The organism is Paraburkholderia unamae (genome assembly GCF_003096875.1).
Lineage (GTDB): Bacteria > Pseudomonadota > Gammaproteobacteria > Burkholderiales > Burkholderiaceae > Paraburkholderia > Paraburkholderia unamae.
Window position 1 is genome coordinate 89,066 of the sequence record NZ_QEOB01000026.1, and the last position, 20,518, is coordinate 109,583.

Annotated in this window: 15 protein-coding genes and 1 tRNA gene; 10 read left to right on the forward strand and 6 right to left on the reverse strand. The window is 65.2% G+C overall.

The annotated features are described in order from the left end of the window. Positions 1-38 precede the first annotated feature (38 nt). Together C7402_RS37880 and C7402_RS37885 are read left to right on the forward strand one after the other, a co-directional pair. A complete protein-coding gene (locus C7402_RS37880; RefSeq protein ID WP_244315029.1) occupies positions 39-893 on the forward strand; it encodes an IclR family transcriptional regulator in 855 nt (284 codons plus the stop codon). A 63-nt stretch (positions 894-956) separates the two neighbouring features. Beyond that, positions 957-1,577 carry a 2-hydroxychromene-2-carboxylate isomerase gene (locus tag C7402_RS37885; RefSeq protein ID WP_116614189.1) on the forward strand — a complete coding sequence of 207 codons (621 nt, stop codon included), beginning with the start codon at positions 957-959 and terminating at the stop codon, positions 1,575-1,577. 64 nt (positions 1,578-1,641) lie between these two features. On the opposite strand, the gene C7402_RS37890 is transcribed toward C7402_RS37885, so the two are convergent. Next, positions 1,642-2,631 (reverse strand): NAD(P)H-dependent flavin oxidoreductase, encoded by a 990-nt coding sequence (locus tag C7402_RS37890; RefSeq protein WP_116614190.1) that lies wholly within the window; start codon positions 2,629-2,631, stop codon positions 1,642-1,644. A gap of 205 nt (positions 2,632-2,836) precedes the next feature. Here C7402_RS37890 and C7402_RS37895 point away from each other — a divergent pair, with 205 nt between their 5' ends. From C7402_RS37895 to C7402_RS37905, 3 genes are all read left to right on the forward strand, one after another. Then, the gene (locus tag C7402_RS37895; RefSeq protein WP_116614191.1) at positions 2,837-3,376 is read left to right on the forward strand and encodes a PadR family transcriptional regulator; all 540 of its coding nucleotides are present in this window, start codon (positions 2,837-2,839) and stop codon (positions 3,374-3,376) included. Between the two features lie 159 nt (positions 3,377-3,535). Continuing rightward, positions 3,536-3,612: transfer RNA gene (locus C7402_RS37900), tRNA-Met, on the forward strand. Between the two features lie 376 nt (positions 3,613-3,988). Continuing rightward, positions 3,989-4,249 carry a hypothetical protein gene (locus C7402_RS37905; protein WP_112176801.1) on the forward strand — a complete coding sequence of 87 codons (261 nt, stop codon included), beginning with the start codon at positions 3,989-3,991 and terminating at the stop codon, positions 4,247-4,249. 36 nt (positions 4,250-4,285) lie between these two features. On the opposite strand, the gene C7402_RS37910 is transcribed toward C7402_RS37905, so the two are convergent. After that, positions 4,286-4,981 (reverse strand): aspartate/glutamate racemase family protein, encoded by a 696-nt coding sequence (locus tag C7402_RS37910; protein ID WP_116614192.1) that lies wholly within the window; start codon positions 4,979-4,981, stop codon positions 4,286-4,288. Positions 4,982-5,122: 141 nt separating this feature from the next. On the opposite strand from C7402_RS37910, the gene dinB reads away from it, so the two are divergent. Continuing rightward, the gene (gene dinB, locus C7402_RS37915) at positions 5,123-6,319 is read left to right on the forward strand and encodes a DNA polymerase IV (RefSeq protein WP_244315030.1); all 1,197 of its coding nucleotides are present in this window, start codon (positions 5,123-5,125) and stop codon (positions 6,317-6,319) included. 107 nt (positions 6,320-6,426) lie between these two features. Beyond that, on the forward strand, positions 6,427-7,713 hold the full coding sequence (locus tag C7402_RS37920) for an amidohydrolase family protein (RefSeq protein WP_116614194.1): 1,287 nt from the start codon (positions 6,427-6,429) through the stop codon (positions 7,711-7,713). 94 nt (positions 7,714-7,807) lie between these two features. On the opposite strand, the gene C7402_RS37925 is transcribed toward C7402_RS37920, so the two are convergent. The 4 genes from C7402_RS37925 to fixL all read right to left on the reverse strand — a co-directional run bounded on the left by C7402_RS37925 (position 7,808) and on the right by fixL (position 14,434). Beyond that, positions 7,808-9,907 (reverse strand): M3 family metallopeptidase, encoded by a 2,100-nt coding sequence (locus tag C7402_RS37925; RefSeq protein ID WP_116614195.1) that lies wholly within the window; start codon positions 9,905-9,907, stop codon positions 7,808-7,810. 242 nt (positions 9,908-10,149) lie between these two features. Then, a complete protein-coding gene (gene folD, locus C7402_RS37930) occupies positions 10,150-11,004 on the reverse strand; it encodes a bifunctional methylenetetrahydrofolate dehydrogenase/methenyltetrahydrofolate cyclohydrolase FolD (protein ID WP_116614196.1) in 855 nt (284 codons plus the stop codon). Between the two features lie 272 nt (positions 11,005-11,276). Then, on the reverse strand, positions 11,277-11,924 hold the full coding sequence (fixJ, locus tag C7402_RS37935) for an oxygen response regulator transcription factor FixJ (RefSeq protein WP_112176807.1): 648 nt from the start codon (positions 11,922-11,924) through the stop codon (positions 11,277-11,279). After that, entirely contained in the window at positions 11,921-14,434 is a 2,514-nt protein-coding gene (fixL, locus tag C7402_RS37940) for an oxygen sensor histidine kinase FixL (protein ID WP_112176808.1), read from the reverse strand. Before fixL ends, fixJ begins: the two co-directional genes overlap by 4 nt. 295 nt (positions 14,435-14,729) lie before the next feature. On the opposite strand from fixL, the gene aceE reads away from it, so the two are divergent. From aceE to C7402_RS37955, 3 genes are all read left to right on the forward strand, one after another. Then, positions 14,730-17,426, forward strand: a complete 2,697-nt coding sequence (gene aceE, locus C7402_RS37945; protein ID WP_112176809.1) for a pyruvate dehydrogenase (acetyl-transferring), homodimeric type — start codon at positions 14,730-14,732, stop codon at positions 17,424-17,426. A gap of 78 nt (positions 17,427-17,504) precedes the next feature. Further along, positions 17,505-19,169, forward strand: coding sequence for a dihydrolipoyllysine-residue acetyltransferase (gene aceF, locus C7402_RS37950; protein ID WP_116614197.1), 1,665 nt, complete (start codon positions 17,505-17,507; stop codon positions 19,167-19,169). Positions 19,170-19,259: 90 nt separating this feature from the next. Then, positions 19,260-20,518 (forward strand): dihydrolipoyl dehydrogenase family protein (locus tag C7402_RS37955; protein WP_116614198.1); only part of this gene is annotated, 1,259 nt, incomplete at its 3' end.

Here is a 20,518-nt window from a genome sequence, read left to right on the forward strand (position 1 = left end):
TATTGAACCGCATATCGGAACAACCGGACGACACGAGCGTGACCAGCAGCGAACCTGGCGAGGCGGATCTGGATGCCGCGACACTTACCGAAGACACCCAAAGCGGCGGGCAAGAGGGCGGCGACCGCCACTTCGTGACGGCGCTCGCGCGCGGCCTGGAGGTGCTGGCCTGTTTTCGCAGCGGCGACAGCTTTCTCTCGAATCACGAAATCGCGACGCGCTGCGCGCTGCCGCGTTCGACCGTCACGCGGCTCGCCTATACGCTCACGAAGCTCGGCTATCTGCATCTCGTGCCCGAGACCGGCCAGTACCGGCTTGGCACGGCGACCATCGGCCTTGGCAGCGCCATGCTCGTGAATCTCGATGTGCGTGAAGTCGCGCGGCCGCTCATGCAATCGCTCGCGCACGCGACCGGCGGCGTGGTCGCGCTCGCCACGCGCGACGGCCTTTCGATGCTCTATTTCGAGTGTTGCCGTAGCGATGCGATCGTGACGCTGAGTCTCGGCACGGGCTCGCGCATTCCGCTCGGCACGTCGGCGGCGGGGCGCGCCTGTCTGGCCGGCAGCGAGGCAGGGGCGCGGGCGGAGCTCATGGAGCGCCTGCGCGCGCTCGACGAAGCGGCATGGCCGAAGATGCGGCGCGGCATCGAGGCCGCGGTGAGCGAGCACGCGCTGACCGGCTGCACGCAGTCGCTCGGCGACTGGGTGCGCGAGGTCCATGGCATCGCCATGCCGTTCAACCCCGGCCGCGGATTGCCGATGATGACGATCAGCGTGGCCGGCGCCGCGCAGGATTTCCCGCGCGAGCACATGGAAAACACGGTGCGCGCGCAACTGGTGGAGACGGTGCGCCAGGTCGAGCGCTGCCTCGGGCAGCGCGGACCGGGCGAGTGAGGCGCGCCGCGAACGCAATATGCGGCCCGCGAGCGGCCGCCATACCCGCATGGAGGGGAGACGATGAGCGACGTGAAGGTGCAGTTCCTGTTCGACTTTGGCAGTCCTAACGCTTACCTGAGCCACAAGGTGATCGCGGGCATCGAAGCGCGCCAGCAGGTGCGTTTCGACTATGTGCCCGTGCTGCTGGGCGGCCTCTTCAAGCTGAGCGGCAATCGCTCGCCCGGCGAGGCGTTCGCGGGCATCGCGAACAAGCAGAAGTACATGATGGTGGAGATGCGGCGTTTCATCGAGCGGCATGGGCTCACGGCCTATCGCCACAATCCGCACTTCCCGGTGAATACGTTGCAGATCATGCGCGGCGCCGTTGCGGCGCAGCGCAACGGCACGTTCGAGCACTACGTCGACCGCATGTTCGCGCACATGTGGGAAGAGGGACTCAAGATGGACGACCCCCTTGTGATTCGCGCGGCGCTCGATGCGGACGGCCTCGACGCGGCGGCGTTCGAGGCGGCGATACAGGACGGCGACGTGAAAGCCGCGCTGCTTGCGAACACGCAGGCGGCGTTCGAGCGCGGCGCGTTCGGATCGCCGACCTTCTTCGTTGGCGACGAGATGTACTTCGGGAAGGACCAGTTGCGCGACGTCGAAGAAGAAATCGCGCGCGTGAAGGCGCGCGCATGACGCGTCGCGCCCCGTAATGGTCTCGGGCGGGCGCGGCATCTTCGCACCCGCCTCGCGCCGCGCATCAGAGCGCGGCTTGCTCCTCGGCTTCGCGCACGGCGGCGACGCCCAGGCGCACGCGCGCCGCTTCGTACTCGCGCTTCAGGCGCGCGATCAGTTCGGCCGCCGGCACGACGCTCTTCACGGCGCCAATGCCCTGGCCCGAGCCCCAGATGTCCTTCCACGGCTTCACGCGCGTCGAGCCGAAATTCATCTTCGAAGGGTCCGACTCCGGCAGTGCCTCCGGATCGAGGCCGCTTTGCACGATGCTCTCGCGCAGGTAGTTGCCGTGCACGCCCGTGAAGAGATTCGAATAGACGATATCGCCCGCATCGCTGTTGACGATCATCTGCTTGTACGCGTCCACGGCGTTCGCCTCCTGCGTGGCGATGAACGCCGAGCCGATGTAGGCGAGGTCCGCGCCGGCCGCCTGCGCCGCGAGGATCGCGTTGCCGTTGCCGATCGCGCCCGAGAGCAGCAGCGGGCCGTCGAACCACTCGCGAATCTCGTGGATGAGCGCGAACGGCGAGAGCGTGCCCGCGTGGCCGCCCGCGCCGGCGGCCACGGCGATCAGGCCGTCCGCGCCTTTTTCGACGGCCTTTTTCGCGAACTTGTTGTTGATCACGTCGTGCAGCACGATGCCGCCCCATGCGTGAATGGCATGGTTGACCTCTTCGCGCGCGCCGAGCGACGTGATGACGATCGGCACCTTGTATTCAGCACATACGCCCAGGTCGTGCTCCAGGCGGTCATTCGACTTGTGCACGATCTGGTTCACGGCGAACGGCGCGGCGGGGGCGTCCGGGTGCTTCGCGTTGTACTCGGCGAGTTCGGTGGTGATGCGGTCCAGCCATTCGCCCAGCACGGGTTCGGGCCGCGCGTTCAGCGCGGGGAACGAACCCACGACGCCCGCCTTGCACTGGGCGATCACGAGATCGGGATTCGAAATGATGAAGAGCGGCGAGCCGACGACCGGAATCGACAGGCCGCGGCGCAGCACGGCGGGCAGGGACATCCATATCTCCTTGACTGGGACGGCGGCCGGATGCGGCCGCCGACGCGTTGTTCGTGGCGCCGGTGCAGGGTGGATTTGCCTTCACGCACCGGCCGGCAGGACAAAACATAGCAAAGCTCCTGTCTCTATGCAACTAGTTGCATAGTGGAAAAATTCGATCCGCAACAGCGCCGGTATGGTCTGAGGCGTGGTTTAGAATCGCCGCATGTCGACGCCGCACGCCATCCTCATCGCCTTGCTGGAAAAGCCTTCGTCGGGTTACGACCTGGCGCGCCGCTTCGATCGCGCGATCGGTTACTTCTGGCACGCCACGCATCAGCAGATTTATCGCGAGCTGGGCCGTATGGTCGAGTCGGGGTGGGTGTCGGTCGTGGAGGACGAGACAGCCGCGGCCACGCGCAAGAAGGTGTACTGCGTGTTGCCGGTGGGGCGGGAAGAGGTGGCGCGCTGGGCGCGCGAGACGGCCCTCGGTCCCGACTCGCGCAACGTATTCCTGCTCAAGCTGCGCGCCGACGCGGTGATCGGGCCGCTCGGTCTCGCGGATGAATTGCGCCGGCTCATGGACGAGAACCACGTGCGGCTCGCGCTTTATCGTGAGATCGAGCAACGCGACTTCGGCGCGACATCGCTCACGCGCGGGCAGCAGTTGCAGTATGCGATTCTCAAGGCGGGCATTCATACGCAGGAGATGTGGCTTGCCTGGGCGGAAGAGGTGCGGCCGCTGGTGGAATCTTCGGCGCAGTGAGCACGACGAGCGCAGTGAGGTCTATTTACCAGGCAATCCGAATTAAATTCCATTGCGATGGTTGGTGATGCGAAGGCGCCAGGAGGCAATATTTCATTCGCGTGAAAAAGATGTTTGACGAAGTCGCGCCGAGGCCCTATAATTCTTTTCTCTGACGGACGCGGGGTGGAGCAGTCTGGCAGCTCGTCGGGCTCATAACCCGAAGGTCGTAGGTTCAAATCCTACCCCCGCAACCAATACTCCTGATCGTGTTCTTTCCGGTCTGCGAGTTGAAGGAAGCAGCAAGAGTCGCCGTCAGTCACAGCAGCAGATTTCGCACACGTGTTGTGAAAGATGCGCTGACCATAAACCCGCCAATGGCGGGTTTTTTGTTTTCCGCGCGCTTTTTCGCTTTATCTCAGTAAGTGTGCCTTCAGCACGCGCTCATGCTCAACGCCCGCCATTCGCAATCTCGTAATGAGCGGCAACGTCAAAGACTGTCAGCCAGGTCAACAGCCGGAATAGAGAGACGTTAGTTCAGCGCACGGCCCATGCGTCGCCATCTCGGCGCGGCCGTGATTGCCTGACAACCTCTGCGGATGCATCTGCATCCCGATTCCTCTGGAGCAAAACATGAAGCGCCTTTCCATCATTGCCGCGTCGGCGGGTCTTGCCCTGTGCTGCGTCGCCAGTGCGTTTGCCGCGCCGCCTTCCCAGTACCCGAATCTCGAAACCGCACAGCAACTGATCGATCAGAGCAGCGGGCACATCGAAGCGGCGCGCAAGGATCATCACGATCAGTTCGGCGGTCACGCTGAGCGCGCGCTGCAATTGCTTCAGCAGGCGAAGGACGAGCTGCGCGAGGCGGCCGTCTACAACGAACGCCATCGCTAAGCGCAAGGCAACGCAGGGCGGGCGCCTGGCGCCTGCCTAGTGATCAATGGCCCAATCCACGGCCGCTTGCGCATGTAACGAGGTGGTGTCGAACACGGGCAAGGGCGAATCGCTTTGGCCGATCAGCAGCGTGATCTCCGTGCAGCCCAGAATGACCGCCTGCGCGCCGCGTGCAGCGAGGTCTTCGATCACGCGCTGATACACGCGGCGCGATGCGGCCTCCACTTTGCCGTGGCACAGCTCGTCGTAGATGATGCGATGCACGTCCGCGCGATCGGGCTCGTTCGGCACGACGGCTTCGATGCCATGCGCCTCGCGCAATCGTCCCACGTAGAAGTCCTGCTCCATCGTGTAGCGCGTGCCGAGCAGGCCCGCGCGCGTGACGCCGGCGGCGCGCAGCGCCTGGCCGGTTGGGTCCGCGATGTGCAGGAAGGGGATGGAAATGGTTGCCTCGATCGCGGCGCACACGCGATGCATGGTGTTCGTCGCGAGCAGCACGATATCCGCGCCGCCGCGGTCGAGTTGTTGCGCGGCCTCGGCCATCTGCACACCGAGCGCATCCCAGTCGCCCGCACGCTGGAGCGCCTCGACCCGCGCGAAGTCCACTGTCACCATCAGGCTGCGCGCGTTGTGATGGCCGCCCAGGCGCGCCTTCGCGTGGCGGTTCAGCAGTCGGTAGTATTCGGCCGACGATTCCCAGCTCATCCCCCCGATCACGCCGATCGTTTTCATCGATTTGCCTCTCACTCTCATGGACGGGTCAGTCCGCACGAGTATAGGCGCGCGCGGCCGTCCGTCCAGAGACGGTCTGGCCGGCCCGAAGCGGTACGGGTACAGATGAAGGGCACGGACAGTTATCTTGAAAATGATACTGTGTTTTTGTACAGTATCGGAACCGTGAACGCACCTTCTTCCGACCTCGCGCCGCCGGCTGCGCCCGATCCAGGGCGCTCCGTCGCGGCACTCGCCGCCGCTGCTCGCAAGATCATCCATTGCGACTGCGATTGCTTCTACGCGTCGGTAGAGATGCGCGACGACCCCTCGTTGCGCGGGCGAGCGCTCGCGGTGGGCGGACGGCCCGACCAGCGCGGCGTGATCGCCACCTGCAACTATGAGGCGCGGCGCTTCGGCATTCATTCGGCGATGTCCTCGGCCCTTGCCATGCGCAAGTGTCCCGAGCTGCTGATCCTGCCCAGCGCGATGGAGAAGTACCGCACCGCCTCGCGCCAGATCATGGCGATCTATCGCGACTACACGCCCGAGGTCGAGCCGCTCTCGCTCGACGAGGCCTATCTCGACGTGACGCGCACCTCGCGCTGCAAGGGCAGCGCCACGCTGATCGCCGAGGAGATTCGCGCGCGCGTGCGCGAGAGCGTTGGGGTGACGGTGTCGGCGGGCGTTGCGCCGAGCAAGTTCATCGCCAAGGTCGCCTCCGACTGGAACAAGCCCGACGGTCTTTTCGTCGTGCGTCCGCACGAGGTCGATGCCTTCGTCGCCGCGCTGCCCGTGCGCAAGATTCATGGCGTGGGCAAGGTCACGGCGGCGAAGCTCGAAAGCCTCGGGCTCACCACGTGCGCGCAGTTGCGCGCGTGGTCGCTGTTCGATCTGCACCGGCACTTCGGCGTGTTCGGCAAGCGGCTTCACGAACTCGCGCGCGGCGTGGACGATCGGCCCGTGCGCGCCGATCAGGAACGCAAGTCGGTGAGTGTCGAGACGACCTATGTGGACGATCTGCGCACCCTCGAAGCGTGCAGCGAGGAGCTGAAGCGCCTGGCCGTGCAGCTCGATGCGCGCATCGAGCGCGCGGGTTGCACGCACGCCGTGCGCAAGCTGTTCGTGAAGATCCGCTTCGCCGATTTTCAGCGCACGACCGTCGAGTGCGTGGCCGATGCCGCCGATGTGCGCACGCTGCTCTTGCTGCTCGAAAAGGGACTTGCGCGGCGCAAGCTGGCGGTGCGTCTGCTCGGCGTCGGGGTGCGGCTCGAAGAGGAGAAACCGGCGTTGCGCGGCCAGTTCGCGCTTTTCGACGACGATCCCGAAGAGGACGACGGCCACAGCGCGCGGGTGTAAGTGCCGCGCGCGCTTCGGCGTGCGTCGCGTGGCTGGCGGCGCCTTTCTGGCGTCGCTAGAATCGACACGAAAGCAGCCCGCCACGACGCCGGAACAAGGAGCCGCAGATGGACCTGATCATTCGCCGCGCGGTGCTCGCGCATGCGCATCCCGCCGGACATCCGACGGTGGATATTGGCATGGACGCAGGCCGCATCGCGGCCGTCGAGCCGCATCTCGCGGCTACGGCACGCGAGGAGATCGATGCGGCGGGCGCGCTCGTGAGCGCGCCGTTCGTCGATGCGCACTTCCACATGGACGCCACGCTCTCCTATGGGCTGCCGCGCGTGAACGCGTCGGGTACGCTGCTCGAAGGCATCGCGCTGTGGGGCGAACTCAAGCCGCATCTTACCCAGGAGGCGCTGGTCGAGCGGGCGCTTCAATATTGTGACTGGGCCGTCGCGCGCGGACTGCTCGCAATCCGCTCGCACGTCGATGTGTGCGACGAGCGCCTGCTCGCCGTCGAGGCGCTGCTCGAAGTGAAGCGCCGGGTCGCGCCGTATCTCGACTTGCAACTGGTGGCGTTTCCGCAGGATGGCGTGTTGCGCAGCGCCGGCGCATTCGACAATCTCAAGCGCGCGATCGCGCTGGGTGTGGACGTGGTGGGCGGCATTCCGCACTTCGAGCGCACGATGGCGGACGGCGCGGAGTCGGTGCGTCTGCTTTGCGAGTTCGCGGCGGAAAAGGGGCTGCGCGTGGACATGCATTGCGACGAGTCCGACGATCCGCTCTCGCGCCACATCGAAACGCTTGCGGCGCAAACGCATCGGCTCGGCTTGCAGGGGCGCGTGGCGGGCTCGCATCTCACGTCCATGCATTCGATGGACAACTACTACGTGAGCAAGCTGATTCCGCTCATGCGCGAGTCGGGTGTCGCCGCGATTGCGAATCCGCTCATCAATATCACGCTGCAAGGTCGCGCCGACACGTATCCGAAGCGCCGCGGCATGACGCGTGTGCCCGAACTGATGGCGGCCGGGGTGAGCGTTGCCTTTGGCCACGATTGCGTGATGGACCCGTGGTACAGCTTCGGCTCGGGCGACATGCTCGAAGTCGCGCACATGGGGCTGCACGTCGCACAGATGACCGGCACCGACGCTTCGCGTGCTTGCTTCGATGCGGTGACGGTGAACGCCGCGAGCATCCTCGGCCTTGAAGGCTACGGCGTGGCGGCCGGTTGCGCGGCGAACCTGGTGGTGCTCGACGCGCGCGACCCGATCGAGGCAATCCGGCTGCGTGCGGCGCGCCTCGCCGTGGTGAGCCGGGGCAGGGTGGTGAGCCGGCAGCCCGCGCAACGTGCGGTGCTGGCGCTCGAAGGCCGGCCGCAGAGCGTCGATTTCAAGCTGCATCGATAAGCGCGCGACGCATCAACACGGCGCAATAAAAAACCGCGCATGGGTTGAATACCCATGCGCGGTTTTATTTCGGATGACTCAGCGAATCGGCAGCTTATTGCTGTGCAGGCGGCTGCTCCATGCCGTTGTGGCGCAGCAGCGCGTCGATGTTCGGTTCGCGGCCGCGGAAGGCCTTGAACGATTCCATCGCCGGGCGGCTGCCGCCCACTTCGAGAATCTCCTTGCGGTAGCGCGTGCCGGTTGCTTCGTCGAGCACGCTCGACTTCGCGGCCTGCGCGGCCTCTTCGAATGCCGCGTAAGCGTCGGCGGACAGCACCTCGGCCCACTTGTAGCTGTAGTAGCCAGCCGCATAACCGCCCGCGAAGATATGGCTGAACGTATTCGGCCAGCGCGAGAACGGCGCTTGCGGAATGACATGGTAGCGCTCGTTGATCTCGCGCGCGATGTCGTTCACGGTCTTGCCCTTCGAGGCGTCGAAGTCCACGTGCAGCGCCATGTCGAACATCGAAAACACGATCTGGCGCAGCGTGCCGAGCCCGCTCTGGAAGTTCTTCGCCGCGAGCATCTTGTCGAAGAGTTCGCGCGGCAGCGGCTTGGCGGTTTCGACATGCGAACTCATCTCGCGCACGACGTCCCACTCCCAGCAGAAGTTTTCCATGAACTGCGAGGGCAGTTCGACCGCGTCCCACTCCACGCCATTGATGCCCGACACCGCCAGTTCGTCCACGCGCGTGAGCATGTGATGCAGGCCGTGGCCGAACTCGTGGAACAGCGTGATGACTTCGTCGTGCGTGAAGCAGGCGGGGCGCCCGCCCACGGGCGCGGAGAAGTTGCAGGTGAGGTAGGCGACGGGCGTTTGCACGCCGTTGCCTTCGAGCTTGCGGCGCGAGCGCGCGTCGTCCATCCATGCGCCGCCGCGCTTGCCTTCACGTGCGTAGAGATCGAGATAGAACTGTGCGACGAGCGTGCCGTCCGCATTCTCGACGCGGAAGAAGCGCACATCGGGATTCCATACCGGCGCGCTGTCGGGGCGGATACGCACGCCGAACAGCGTTTCCGTGACCTTGAAGAGGCCTTGGAGCACGAAGTCTTCCGGGAAATACTGCTTCACCTCGTTTTCCGAGAATGAGTAGCGCTTCTGGCGCAGGCGCTCGGCGGCGAACGCCATGTCCCACGGCTCGATCTGCGTGAGGCCCAGTTCGCTCGCGGCGAATTCGCGCAGTTCTTCCCAGTCCTTTTCGGCGTGCGGGCGCGCACGCGTGGCGAGGTCTTCGAGGAAGCTCATCACCTGGGCCGGCGTTTCGGCCATCTTCGGCGTGAGCGAGACTTCGGCGAAGTTGTTGTAGCCGAGCATCTTCGCTTCCTCGGCGCGCAGCTTCAACTGCTCGGCGACGATTTCCGTGTTGTCCCATTCGGCCTTGCCCGCGCCGTACACCGGCCCGAGCTCCGAGGCGCGCGTGACATAGGCGCGGTACATCGTTTCGCGCATCGCGCGATTTTCCGAATACTGGAGCACCGGAAAGTACGAGGGAAAGTGCAGCGTGAACTTCCAGCCCTCCTTGTTCTCGCGTTCGGCGGCTTCGCGCGCGGCGGCGATCACGTCCTCGGGCAGGCCCGCGAGTTCCGCTTCGCTCGCGGCGTAGAACGCGTAGCCGTTGGTCGCGTCGAGCACGTGGTCGGAGAAGGCTTTGGCGAGCGCGGCCTGGCGCTCCTGGAGTTCGGCAAAGCGCGGCTTCTGGTCTTCGGGGAGTTCCGCGCCGGAGAGGCGGAAATCGCGCACCGCGTTGTCGAGAATCTTTTTGCGCTCGCCCGAGAGCAGCTCGAACGAGTTGTGATTCGTGATGGCCTTGTACTTCTTGAAGAGTTCGAGATTCTGGCCGACGCTCGACCAGAACTCGGTCACGCGCGGCAGGTTCTCGCCGTGGGCGGCGCGCAGTTCCGGCGTATCGGCAACGGCGTTCAGGTGGCCGATCACGCCCCAGGCGCGCGAGAGCGGCTCGCTCGCGCGCTCGACCGGCTCGACCACGTCGTCCCACTGCGCGGGCGTCATGGGCTGCGCGGCGCGCTCCACGGCGGCCTTGGCGTTCGCGAGCAGCACGTCGAGCGCGGGCGTGACGTGCTCGGGGCGAATTTCGCCAAAGCGCGGCAGGCCGGTGAAATCGAGGAGCGGATTGTCGGAGGGGGTAGTAGCCATGATGCTTCCTGTTCCTGTCTGTCGCGGGTGAGGGGACCGGGGCGCGGCATGCTCGCGTACGCCCGATACACGGATTATTGGGGCGCCAGGCGCGCTTTCCAACCGGGTGATCCGAGCAAATTAACAGATGTCAGGGGGCGGTGGCACAATCCTGGCCCGCGTGGCGAGGCTGTAAAAAAGAAAAGCGGCCCGCGATGGGCCGCTTCGGGAACGTCATGCTGCGATGCGCGGTCGCAGGGCGCTCACACGCCGGCGGCGCGCTCCGCCGCTTCGATCGTGTTCACGAGCAGCATCGTGATGGTCATCGGGCCGACGCCGCCCGGCACCGGCGTGATGAAACCGGCCACTTCCTTCAGACCCGCGAAATCGACGTCGCCGCAAAGCTTGCCGTTGTCGTCGCGGTTCATGCCCACGTCGATCACGGTGGCGCCGGGTTTGATCATGTCGGCGGTCAGCACGTTGCGCTTGCCGACCGCGGCAACCACGACGTCGGCGTCGCGCGTGTGCTTCGCGAGGTCGCGCGTCTTGCTGTGGCAGATCGTGACCGTCGCGCCCTTTTCGAGCAGCAGCAGCGCCATCGGCTTGCCGACGATGTTCGAGCGGCCGATCACCACGGCGTTCGCGCCTTCGAGGGGAATCTTGTACTCCTCGAACATCTTCATCACGCCATAGGGCGTGCACGGGCGAAAGAGCGGCTGGCCCGTCATGAGCGCGCCCGCGTTGGCCACGTGAAAGCCGTCCACGTCCTTTTCGGGCGCGATCGCCTCGATCACCTTGTGGCTGTCGATGTGCTTCGGCAGCGGCAGTTGCACGAGAATGCCGTTGATTTTCGGGTCGCGGTTCAGCTCGTCGATGCGCTTGAGCAGGTCGGCTTCGGAAAGCGACTCCGGGTAGCGGTCGTACGACGAGTGGAGGCCGTTGTCTTCGCAGGCCTTGATCTTGTTGCGCACGTAGACTTCGCTCGCCGGATTGTCGCCGACCAGCACGACGGCGAGTCCCGGCTGGTGGCCGCGGGCGGTGAGGGCGGCGGCGCGCGTGGCGACGTCGGCGCGCAGTTTCTTGGAGAGGGCGTTGCCGTCGATGATAGTGGCAGTCATGGTCGGTCGAGGTCGAGTGTGGGCGATGCGAGGACGCGTAGGCGCGAGCGCTGGCGCGCGTAGGGCGCGGGCGAGCGTTGTAGGGCCGCAGCCATAGCGAAGGCCGACATTATAACCGCGCGACGGGGCGCGTTCCGGCCGCAATGGACGGCGAACGGCGAAGACGGACGAGGAAGGCCGCATGCGGCCGAAGGAGGGGGGCAGCGCGGCGACACGCCGCAAGCCGCATTCGCGCGCATCACGGCGCGCGAATGCAGCAAGAGGCCGCGCGCTTACTGCTGCGCTTGTTGCGGCTTGTTGGAGAGTGCGAGACGCAGCAGGTCGGCGACCGTGTTGACGTTGAGCTTCTCCATGATGTTGGCGCGGTGCGCCTCCACCGTCTTGATGCTGATGCCGAGGTCGTCGGCGATCTGCTTGTTCAGGCGCCCTGCGATGATGCGCTCGAGCACCTGATGCTCACGCGCCGTGAGCTTGCCGAGTCGCTCGGCGGCGGCGCGCTGTTGCTGCACGTTGGTGCTTTCGTTGCGCGCCTTGTCGAGCATGCGCTCGACGAGCTTGCGCAGCTCGGCTTCGTCGAAGGGCTTCTCGATGAAGTCCATCGCGCCCTTCTTCATGGTCGAAACGGCCATCGGCACGTCGCCGTGACCCGTCACGAAGATGATGGGCAGCGAGGCGTTTTCGGCGATCAGGCGCTCCTGCAACTCGAGGCCGCTCATGCCGGACATGCGCACGTCGAGAATCAGGCAGGCGATTTGCCCGGCCTGCTGCGCCGGTTGGTATGCCTCGAGGAACTCCTCCGCGCTATTGAAACACTGGACGCGGTAGCCGTTCGCTTCGAGGAGCCAACGCAGGGAGTCTCGTACGGCCTCGTCGTCATCGACAACAAAGACGGTTTCCTGGGTGGTGACTGGGCTGTTCATGGCTCTCCCGTAACGGTTTGTGGAGTCGGTTCGTCGGCGCTCCGCGAGGGGTTGTCCGATTCGCCGATAGGCAGACTGCAATGGAACGTTGCACCGCTGATGTGGCCGTCGGATTCGACGTTGTTGACCACCCAGAGGCGCCCGCGGTGCGATTCGATGATGGAGCGGCAGATGTTCAGGCCCATGCCCATGCCGTCCGATTTGGTGCTGTAGAAAGGCTCGAAGAGGCGCTCGGCCGTGGCTTCGTCCACGCCGGGGCCCTGGTCCACGACGCTGATGCACACGTTGCCGCCTTCGCGCTTCACGATCACGCGGATCACGGGGTCGATGGCGTTCGGGCGGGCGTCGGCCATGGCTTCGGCGGCGTTCTTCAGCAGGTTCACGAGCACCTGCTCGATCAGCACCGGATCGACGTAGATCACGGGCATGCGCGAGCGCATGTCGGTCACGATGCGGATGCGGCGCTTGCGCGCTTCGATTTCGGCGAGGCCCACGGCGTCCGCGACGATATCGGCGACACGCGCGGCCTGCCGCTTCGGCTCGGAGCGCTTCACGAATTCGCGGATGCGCTTGATGATCATGCCGGCGCGCACGGCCTGCTGCGCCGTTTTTTCGAGCGCGGGCAACAGGTTCTCGGGTGCGCCGCGGCCCGACTTCACGAGCGCGACGGTGCCCGAGGCATAGTTGTTGATCGCGGCGAGCGGCTGGTTCAGTTCGTGCGCGAGCGACGAGGCCATTTCGCCCATCGTCATCAGGCGGCTCGTGAACTGGAGCTTTTCGTCCTGCTGGCGGGCCAGTTCCTGGGCCTGCTTGCGCGTGGTGATGTCGGTTGCGATCTGCATCTGCGCGAGGTGGCCGTCCACCCACTGGATGTACTGGCGGCGCACTTCGAACCACTTCTGGATGCTCTCGACGTAGACCTCCTGCGCGTCCGCCGTGCTCTCGGTGAGCGCGGTGGCGGGCAGGCCCGCGAAGGCGTCGACCATGTCGATCGAGTCCGAGGAGGCGCTGGCCGAATCGAAGCCGCCGCCGCCGGCGAGTTCCAGGTGGCCGTCCGGGCGGATACCGAACAGGTGGCGGTAGTAGCGGTTCGCAAACAACAGCTCGGCTTCGTCGGCGGCGAGCACCGACACCGCAGCGTCGAGGCTTTCGAGCACCGTGGTGAAGCGCTCGTGCGCGGCGGCGAGTTCTTCACGCGCGCGCTTGGGTTCGGTGATGTCGGTCATCGACGACATCCAGCCGGTCTGACGGCCCGAACTGTCGATGAGCGGCGAGACATAAAGCCGCGCATGGAACTGCGAGGCGTCCTTGCGGCGCACGCGCAACTCGAAGCCCGAGGAGGGCGCCTTGCCGCGCAGCGTCATGTCGAGCTGGCGCTGCATTTCGGGGTAGGCGTCGCGCGGCCAGTAGGGGAACGGCGCGTTCTTGCCCACGAGGTCGCTTTCGTCCCAGCCGGTCATGCGGCAGAAGGCCGGGTTCACGTGCGTGATGCGGCCGTGCATGTCGAGCACGCGCATGCCGATCAGCACCGAGTTTTCCATCGCGCGGCGGAAGAACGCTTCGGCATACAGCGCCTGCTGCGCCTCGAAGCGCTGGCGCGTGTGCTTCCAGAGGCTCCAGAGGCTCCACAGCACGAAGCACGACAGACCCGCGACCAGCCACACGAGCGTGTTGTTCGTGAAGTTGGTCATCTGCGGGTACGAGTACACGCGTACCGAAATGCCCTGGCCTGGCGGGTCGAGCGGCAGGTCGTAATAGACGTCGCGCGGCAGGCGCGGGCGCGTGGAGGTGGTGGCGAGCTCGCGGTTGTTCGCGTCGAGTATCGAGATCTTGTACTTGGCCGACAGCTCGGGCGGGATGTCGTGCTTCAGGATGCCTTCGACCGAGAACACGGCCGCGATCGAACCAAGGAATTCCCGATCGCGGTATACCGGCGTTTGCAGCGTGATGTAGCCGTTGCCGACGTCGTCGTAAATGAGCGGCGAATACACCTGGCGGCGCGTGGCGCGCGCTTCGGCGAAGGCGGCTTTCACGGCCTCGTCCATTTGCGCGTCGTTGGGCTTGGCCAGGCGCTGGCCGAAGACCGGCATGGCCGTGTTGGGCCAGCGGGGCTCCTCCTGGCTCGTGTACCAGTTGAGATAGAGGATCTCGGGATGGCCCTGCATGATGTCCGTGGTGGACGTCTGGAAATACTCAGGGTCGCTGTGGCCGGCCGCCAGATCGCGCGCGAGCGCCTGCAACTGCTCCTGCGCGCCTGTCATGGAAAGCCGGATCTGTTGCTGGGCCCACGCCACATTGCGGTAGAGCGTGTCTTCCTGCTGCTGCTGCTCGCGGCGGTTCAGGCTCCACAAGATCAGGCTCATGACGATCAGGAACACGAGGATCGACAGGAGCGGCGTCAGCAAATAGGAATTCGACCACCAGGGTCCGTGGTGCCAGCGGGACGGCGACGACTCGCCAGGCGTTCCGGGCGGGCGTGCCGAGCGTGCGAAAAGCCGTTCGGTCAACATGGCAAGGATTGTAGCTCAGCGTAAGACACGGAAATGCCGCGAAAAAAGCAGTAAATCGCCGATAAACGGGTGCAAACTGGCCGTTATCGGCACAAGGGCACGAACGATTAAGCGTGCGGTGCAGCAATTTTCCACATTATAAAATCACATCTCGCAATTCGAAAATTTTGTTGCGCGACGGTCAGGGGGGTCATTACAATCGCCCGGAAGCTGCTGCGGTTGGCCCGGTCACGTCTTAAGCGTTGCCGCCCGCATGGTCCGATCAACAGCGTTCCCCTACACCCAGGAGACGAGCATGTCCGCTGTACCCGACGAAGTCCTCAAGTACGTTGCCGCCGACAAGGACGAGGATCCCCAGGAAACCGCCGAATGGCTCGAAGCACTCGACGGCGTCATTTCGACTGTCGGCCCTGATCGCGCCCACTACCTGATCGAAAAGCAGATCGAGTTCGCCCGCGTGCATGGCGAGCATCTGCCGTTCTCGGCGAACACGCCGTACATCAATACGATCCCCGTCGCCAACCAGGCCAAGAACCCCGGCGACCAGGACATCGAACACCGTATTCGCTCGTACACGCGCTGGAACGCCATGGCGATGGTCCTGCGCGCGGGCAAGCACACGAACGTTGGCGGCCATATCGCCTCGTTCGCGTCGGCGGCCACGCTCTATGACGTCGGCTACAACCACTTCTGGCATGCGCCTTCCGCCGAGCACGGCGGCGACCTCGTGTTCGTGCAGGGCCACTCGTCGCCGGGCGTCTACTCGCGCGCGTTCCTGCTTGGCCGTCTCTCCGAGAACCAGCTCGACAACTTCCGCCAGGAAGTGGACGGCGGCGGCATTTCGTCGTATCCGCACCCGTGGCTGATGCCGGACTTCTGGCAGTTCCCGACCGTCTCGATGGGTCTCGGCCCGATCATGGCGATCTATCAGGCGCGCTTCATGAAGTACATGCAGGCGCGCGGCATCACGAAGACCGAAGGCCGCAAGGTCTGGGCCTTCCTCGGCGACGGCGAAACGGACGAGCCGGAATCGCTCGGCGCGATCGGCATGGCCGGCCGCGAGCGTCTGGACAACCTCGTGTTCGTCATCAACTGCAACTTGCAGCGTCTGGACGGCCCGGTGCGCGGCAACGGCAAGATCATCCAGGAACTCGAAAGCGAGTTCCGCGGCGCCGGCTGGAACGTCATCAAGGTCATCTGGGGATCACGCTGGGACGCGCTCTTCGCGCGCGACAAGTCGGGCGCGCTGATGCGCCGCATGATGGACGTGGTCGACGGCGAGTACCAGACGTACAAGTCGGAGTCGGGCGCCTACGTGCGCGAGCACTTCTTCAACACGCCTGAACTGAAGGCGCTGGTCGCCGACTGGTCCGACGACGACATCTGGAACCTGAACCGCGGCGGCCACGACCCGCACAAGATCTACGCGGCGTTCCATCAGGCCCAGCACGCAAAGGGCCAGCCGACCCTGATCCTCGCCAAGACGATCAAGGGCTATGGCATGGGCGAAGCCGGCCAGGCCATGAACATCACCCACCAGCAGAAGAAGATGCAGGTGGATCAGCTCAAGAAGTTCCGCGACCAGTTCCGTCTGCCGATCACCGACGAGCAGATCGTCGACGTGCCGTACCTCACGTTCGAAGAAGGCTCGAAGGAACTCGAGTACATGCGCCAGAAGCGCATGGACCTCGGCGGTTACCTGCCCGCGCGCCGCCAGAAGGCGGAATCGCTGCCGGTGCCGGCGCTCGACGCGTTCGAGCCGCTGCTCAAGGGCACGGGCGAAGGCCGTGAGATTTCGACGACGATGGCGTTCGTGCGGATCCTGAACATCCTGTTGAAGGACAAGGCGCTCGGCAAGCGCGTCGTGCCGATCGTGCCGGACGAGTCGCGTACCTTCGGCATGGAAGGTCTGTTCCGCCAGATCGGCATCTGGAATCAGGACGGCCAGAAGTACGTGCCGGAAGATTCCGATCAGCTGATGTTCTACAAGGAATCGCAGACCGGCCAGATTTTGCAGGAAGGCATCAACGAAGCCGGTGGCATGTCGGACTGGATCGCGGCCGCGACGTCGTACTCGACGCACGGCGAGATCATGATCCCGTTCTACATCTTCTACTCGATGTTCGGCCTCCAGCGTATCGGCGACCTGGTGTGGGCAGCCGGCGACATGCGTTCGCGCGGCTTCCTGCTGGGCGGCACGGCCGGCCGCACGACGCTGAACGGCGAAGGCTTGCAGCACGAAGACGGCCACTCGCTCCTGTGGGCCGCTTCGGTGCCGAACTGCGTGAACTATGACCCGACGTTCGGCTACGAACTCGCCGTCATCATGCAGGACGGTCTGCGCCGCATGGTGCAGAACCAGGAAGACGTGTTCTATTACATCACCGTGATGAACGAGAACTACGAGCACCCGGCGATCCCGCAGGGCGAGCACGTGGCGGCCGACATCATCAAGGGCATGTACGCGTTCCGCAAGGGTGCCGACAACGCCAAGGCGCCGCGCGTGCAACTGATGGGCGCAGGCACGATCTTCAACGAAGTGATCGCCGCCGCCGACCTGCTGAAGAACGACTGGGGCGTCGAAGCCGACCTCTGGAGCGTGCCGAGCTTCACCGAACTGGCCCGCGAAGGTCACGAAGTCGAGCGCTGGAACCTGCTGCACCCGAGCGAGCCGCGCCGCGAATCGCACGTCGAGAAGCTGCTCAAGGGCACGGAAGGCCCGATCATCGCTTCGACCGACTACGTGCGTGCGCTGGTCGACCAGATCCGTGGTCTCGTGCCGCGCAAGTTCGTGGTGCTCGGCACCGACGGCTTCGGCCGTTCGGACACGCGTGAGAAGCTGCGTCACTTCTTCGAAGTCGATCGTTACTGGACCACGGTTGCGGCGCTCAATGCGCTCGCGGACGAAGGCAAGATCGAGCGCAAGGTGGTTGGCGAGGCGATCGCCAAGTACAACCTCGACCCGTCCAAACCCAACCCGATGACCGTCTAACCCATCACCCCTGTGCATGGCATGCACGCCTCCCCGAAGCGGGGAGGCGTGTTTTATGCGGCCCCGGAGACACTAACAATGAGTCAAGCGATCGAAGTGAAGGTGCCGGACATCGGCGATTACAAGGACATTCCTGTGATCGAGGTGCTGGTGAAGGCGGGCGATACCGTCGAAAAAGAGCAATCCCTCGTCACGCTGGAGTCGGACAAGGCGACGATGGACGTGCCGAGCCCGGCGTCGGGCACGGTCAAGGAAGTGAAGGTCAAGGTGGGCGACAACGTGTCGGAAGGCACGCTCGTTCTGGTGCTGGACGGCGCGGGCGCCGCTGCGGCTCCGGCCGCCGCGCCTGCCGCAGCACCGGCACCCACCGCCGCGGCCCCTGCGCCTGCTGCGGCACCTGCCGCTGCTGCGCCCGCAGCCGCCGCGAGCGGCGGCGTGCAAAGCGTCAAGGTCCCCGATATCGGCGACTATAAGGATGTGCCCGTCATCGAGATCGGCGTGAAGGTCGGCGACCGCGTCGAGAAGGAGCAGTCGCTCGTCACGCTCGAATCGGACAAGGCAACGATGGACGTGCCGAGCCCGGTGGCCGGCGTCGTGAAGGAAATCAAGGTCAAGGTCGGCGATAACGTGTCGGAAGGCACCGAGATCGTCGTCGTCGAAGCCGAAGGCGCTGCGGCACCCGCCGCCGCACCGGCTGCGAAGCATGTCGAAGAGCCGTCGGACGCGCCTGCGCCCGCAGCGGCCAAGCCTGCGCCCGCCGCACCGTCGGCGCTTGCGCAAGCACCGATCATTCCGGCAGGCGAAGGCGGCGCGCGCCGTCCGAGCCATGCCTCGCCGTCGGTGCGCAAGTTCGCACGCGAGCTCGGCGTGGACGTGGCCCGCGTGACGGGTTCGGGTCCGAAGGGCCGCATCACCCAGGACGACATCACCGCGTTCGTGAAGGGCGTGATGACGGGTGCGCTCGCGGCGCCGGCCGGCGCTGCCGCCGCACCGGCCGCTGGCGGCGCAGGCCTGAACCTGCTGCCCTGGCCGAAGGTCGATTTCACGAAGTTCGGTCCGATCGATACGCAGCCGCTGTCGCGCATCAAGAAGATCTCGGGCGCGAACCTGCACCGCAACTGGGTCATGATCCCGCACGTCACGAACAACGACGAAGCGGACATCACCGACCTCGAAGCGCTGCGCGTGCAGCTGAACAAGGAAAACGAGAAGGCGGGCGTGAAGTTCACGATGCTCGCGTTCGTCATCAAGGCCTGCGTCGCCGCGCTGAAGAAGTTCCCGGCGTTCAACGCGAGCCTTGACGGCGACAACCTCGTCTTCAAGCAGTATTACCACATCGGTTTTGCCGCCGACACGCCGAACGGTCTCGTCGTCCCGGTGATCCGCGACGCGGACAAGAAGGGTCTCGTCGACATCGCGAAGGAAATGGCCGAACTCTCGAAGCTCGCCCGCGATGGCAAGCTCAAGCCGGACCAGATGCAAGGCGGCTGCTTCTCGATCTCGTCGCTCGGCGGCATCGGCGGCACGCACTTCACGCCGATCATCAACGCGCCGGAAGTGGCGATCCTCGGCCTGTCGAAGAGCGCGATGAAGCCGGTGTGGGACGGCAAGCAGTTCGTGCCGCGCCTCACGCTGCCGCTGTCGCTCTCGTACGATCACCGCGTGATCGACGGTGCGGCTGCCGCGCGCTTCAACGCGTACCTCGCTTCGATCCTCGGCGATTTCCGCCGCGTGATTCTGTAAAACCGCTTTGACCGGCTTGCGCCGCCGCGCCGCACGAACGATGCGTGCGCGCCGCGGCTGGCGTGGCCGGTCATTCCAAAAGGGGACACCATGAGTCTCGTCGAAGTGAAAGTGCCGGATATCGGCGACTTCAAGGACATCGACGTCATCGAAGTCAACATCAAGGCCGGTGACGTCATCGAGAAAGAGCAGACGCTGCTCTCGCTCGAGTCGGACAAGGCCACGATGGAAGTGCCCAGCGACGTCGCGGGCACGGTGAAGGAAGTGAAGATCAAGCCGGGCGACAAGGCTTCGCAGGGCACGGTGATCGCGCTGGTCGAGGCATCGGTAGGCGCAGCGGCGCCGGCCGCGGCTCCGAAGGCCGAAGCGCCCAAGGCCGCCGAAGCGCCGAAGGCCGCAGAAGCCTCAAAAGCACCGGCACCGCAAGCCGGCAGCTTCGGCGGCAGCGCCGACGTCGAATGCGACATGCTCGTGCTCGGCGCGGGCCCCGGTGGCTACTCGGCGGCGTTCCGCTCCGCCGACCTCGGTATGAAGACCGTGCTGGTCGAGCGGTATTCGACGCTCGGCGGCGTGTGCCTGAACGTGGGCTGTATTCCGTCGAAGGCGCTGCTGCACACGGCGCTCGTGATCGACGAAGCCGAAGCGCTCGGCTCGCACGGCATCACGTTCGGCAAGCCGCAGATCGATCTCGACCGCCTGCGCGACTTCAAGTCCGGCGTCGTCAAGAAGCTCACCGGCGGTCTCGCCGGCATGGCGAAGGCGCGCAAGGTCGAAGTCGTGACGGGGCTGGGCTCGTTCCTTGATCCGCATCACATGGAAGTGGTGGGCGAGGGCGGCAAGAAGATCGTCAAGTTCAAGCAGGCGATCATCGCGGCGGGCTCGCAGGCCGTGAAGCTGCCGTTCATGCCGGAAGATCCGCGCGTGGTCGATTCGACCGGCGCGCTGGAACTGCGCCAGTTGCCGCAGAAGATGCTCGTGATCGGCGGCGGCATCATCGGTCTGGAAATGGCCACTGTCTATGCGACGCTCGGCGCGCAGATCGACGTCGTGGAAATGCTCGACGGCCTGATGGCCGGCGCGGACCGCGACCTCGTGAAGGTCTGGGAGAAGTACAACGCGAAGCGCTTCGCGAACGTCATGCTCAAGACCAAGACCACGAAGGCCGAGGCGAAGGACGACGGCATCTACGTGACGTTCGAGGGCGAGAAGGCGCCTGCCGAAGCGCAGCGCTACGATCTCGTGCTGGTTGCCGTAGGCCGCTCGCCCAACGGCAAGAAGATCGGCGCGGACAAGGCCGGTGTGGCGGTGACGGATCGCGGCTTCATCGAAGTCGACAAGCAGATGCGCAC

What these genes read in the sequence shown, in the direction of transcription:
- C7402_RS37885 (WP_116614189.1), top strand. Translation starts at nt 957, where the DNA reads ATGAGCGACGTGAAGGTGCAGTTCCTGTTCGACTTTGGCAGTCCTAAC.
- C7402_RS37890 (WP_116614190.1), bottom strand. Translation starts at nt 2,631, where the DNA reads ATGTCCCTGCCCGCCGTGCTGCGCCGCGGCCTGTCGATTCCGGTCGTC.
- C7402_RS37895 (WP_116614191.1), top strand. Translation starts at nt 2,837, where the DNA reads ATGTCGACGCCGCACGCCATCCTCATCGCCTTGCTGGAAAAGCCTTCG.
- C7402_RS37905 (WP_112176801.1), top strand. Translation starts at nt 3,989, where the DNA reads ATGAAGCGCCTTTCCATCATTGCCGCGTCGGCGGGTCTTGCCCTGTGC.
- C7402_RS37910 (WP_116614192.1), bottom strand. Translation starts at nt 4,981, where the DNA reads ATGAAAACGATCGGCGTGATCGGGGGGATGAGCTGGGAATCGTCGGCC.
- C7402_RS37920 (WP_116614194.1), top strand. Translation starts at nt 6,427, where the DNA reads ATGGACCTGATCATTCGCCGCGCGGTGCTCGCGCATGCGCATCCCGCC.
- C7402_RS37925 (WP_116614195.1), bottom strand. Translation starts at nt 9,907, where the DNA reads ATGGCTACTACCCCCTCCGACAATCCGCTCCTCGATTTCACCGGCCTG.
- folD (WP_116614196.1), bottom strand. Translation starts at nt 11,004, where the DNA reads ATGACTGCCACTATCATCGACGGCAACGCCCTCTCCAAGAAACTGCGC.
- fixJ (WP_112176807.1), bottom strand. Translation starts at nt 11,924, where the DNA reads ATGAACAGCCCAGTCACCACCCAGGAAACCGTCTTTGTTGTCGATGAC.
- fixL (WP_112176808.1), bottom strand. Translation starts at nt 14,434, where the DNA reads ATGTTGACCGAACGGCTTTTCGCACGCTCGGCACGCCCGCCCGGAACG.
- aceE (WP_112176809.1), top strand. Translation starts at nt 14,730, where the DNA reads ATGTCCGCTGTACCCGACGAAGTCCTCAAGTACGTTGCCGCCGACAAG.
- aceF (WP_116614197.1), top strand. Translation starts at nt 17,505, where the DNA reads ATGAGTCAAGCGATCGAAGTGAAGGTGCCGGACATCGGCGATTACAAG.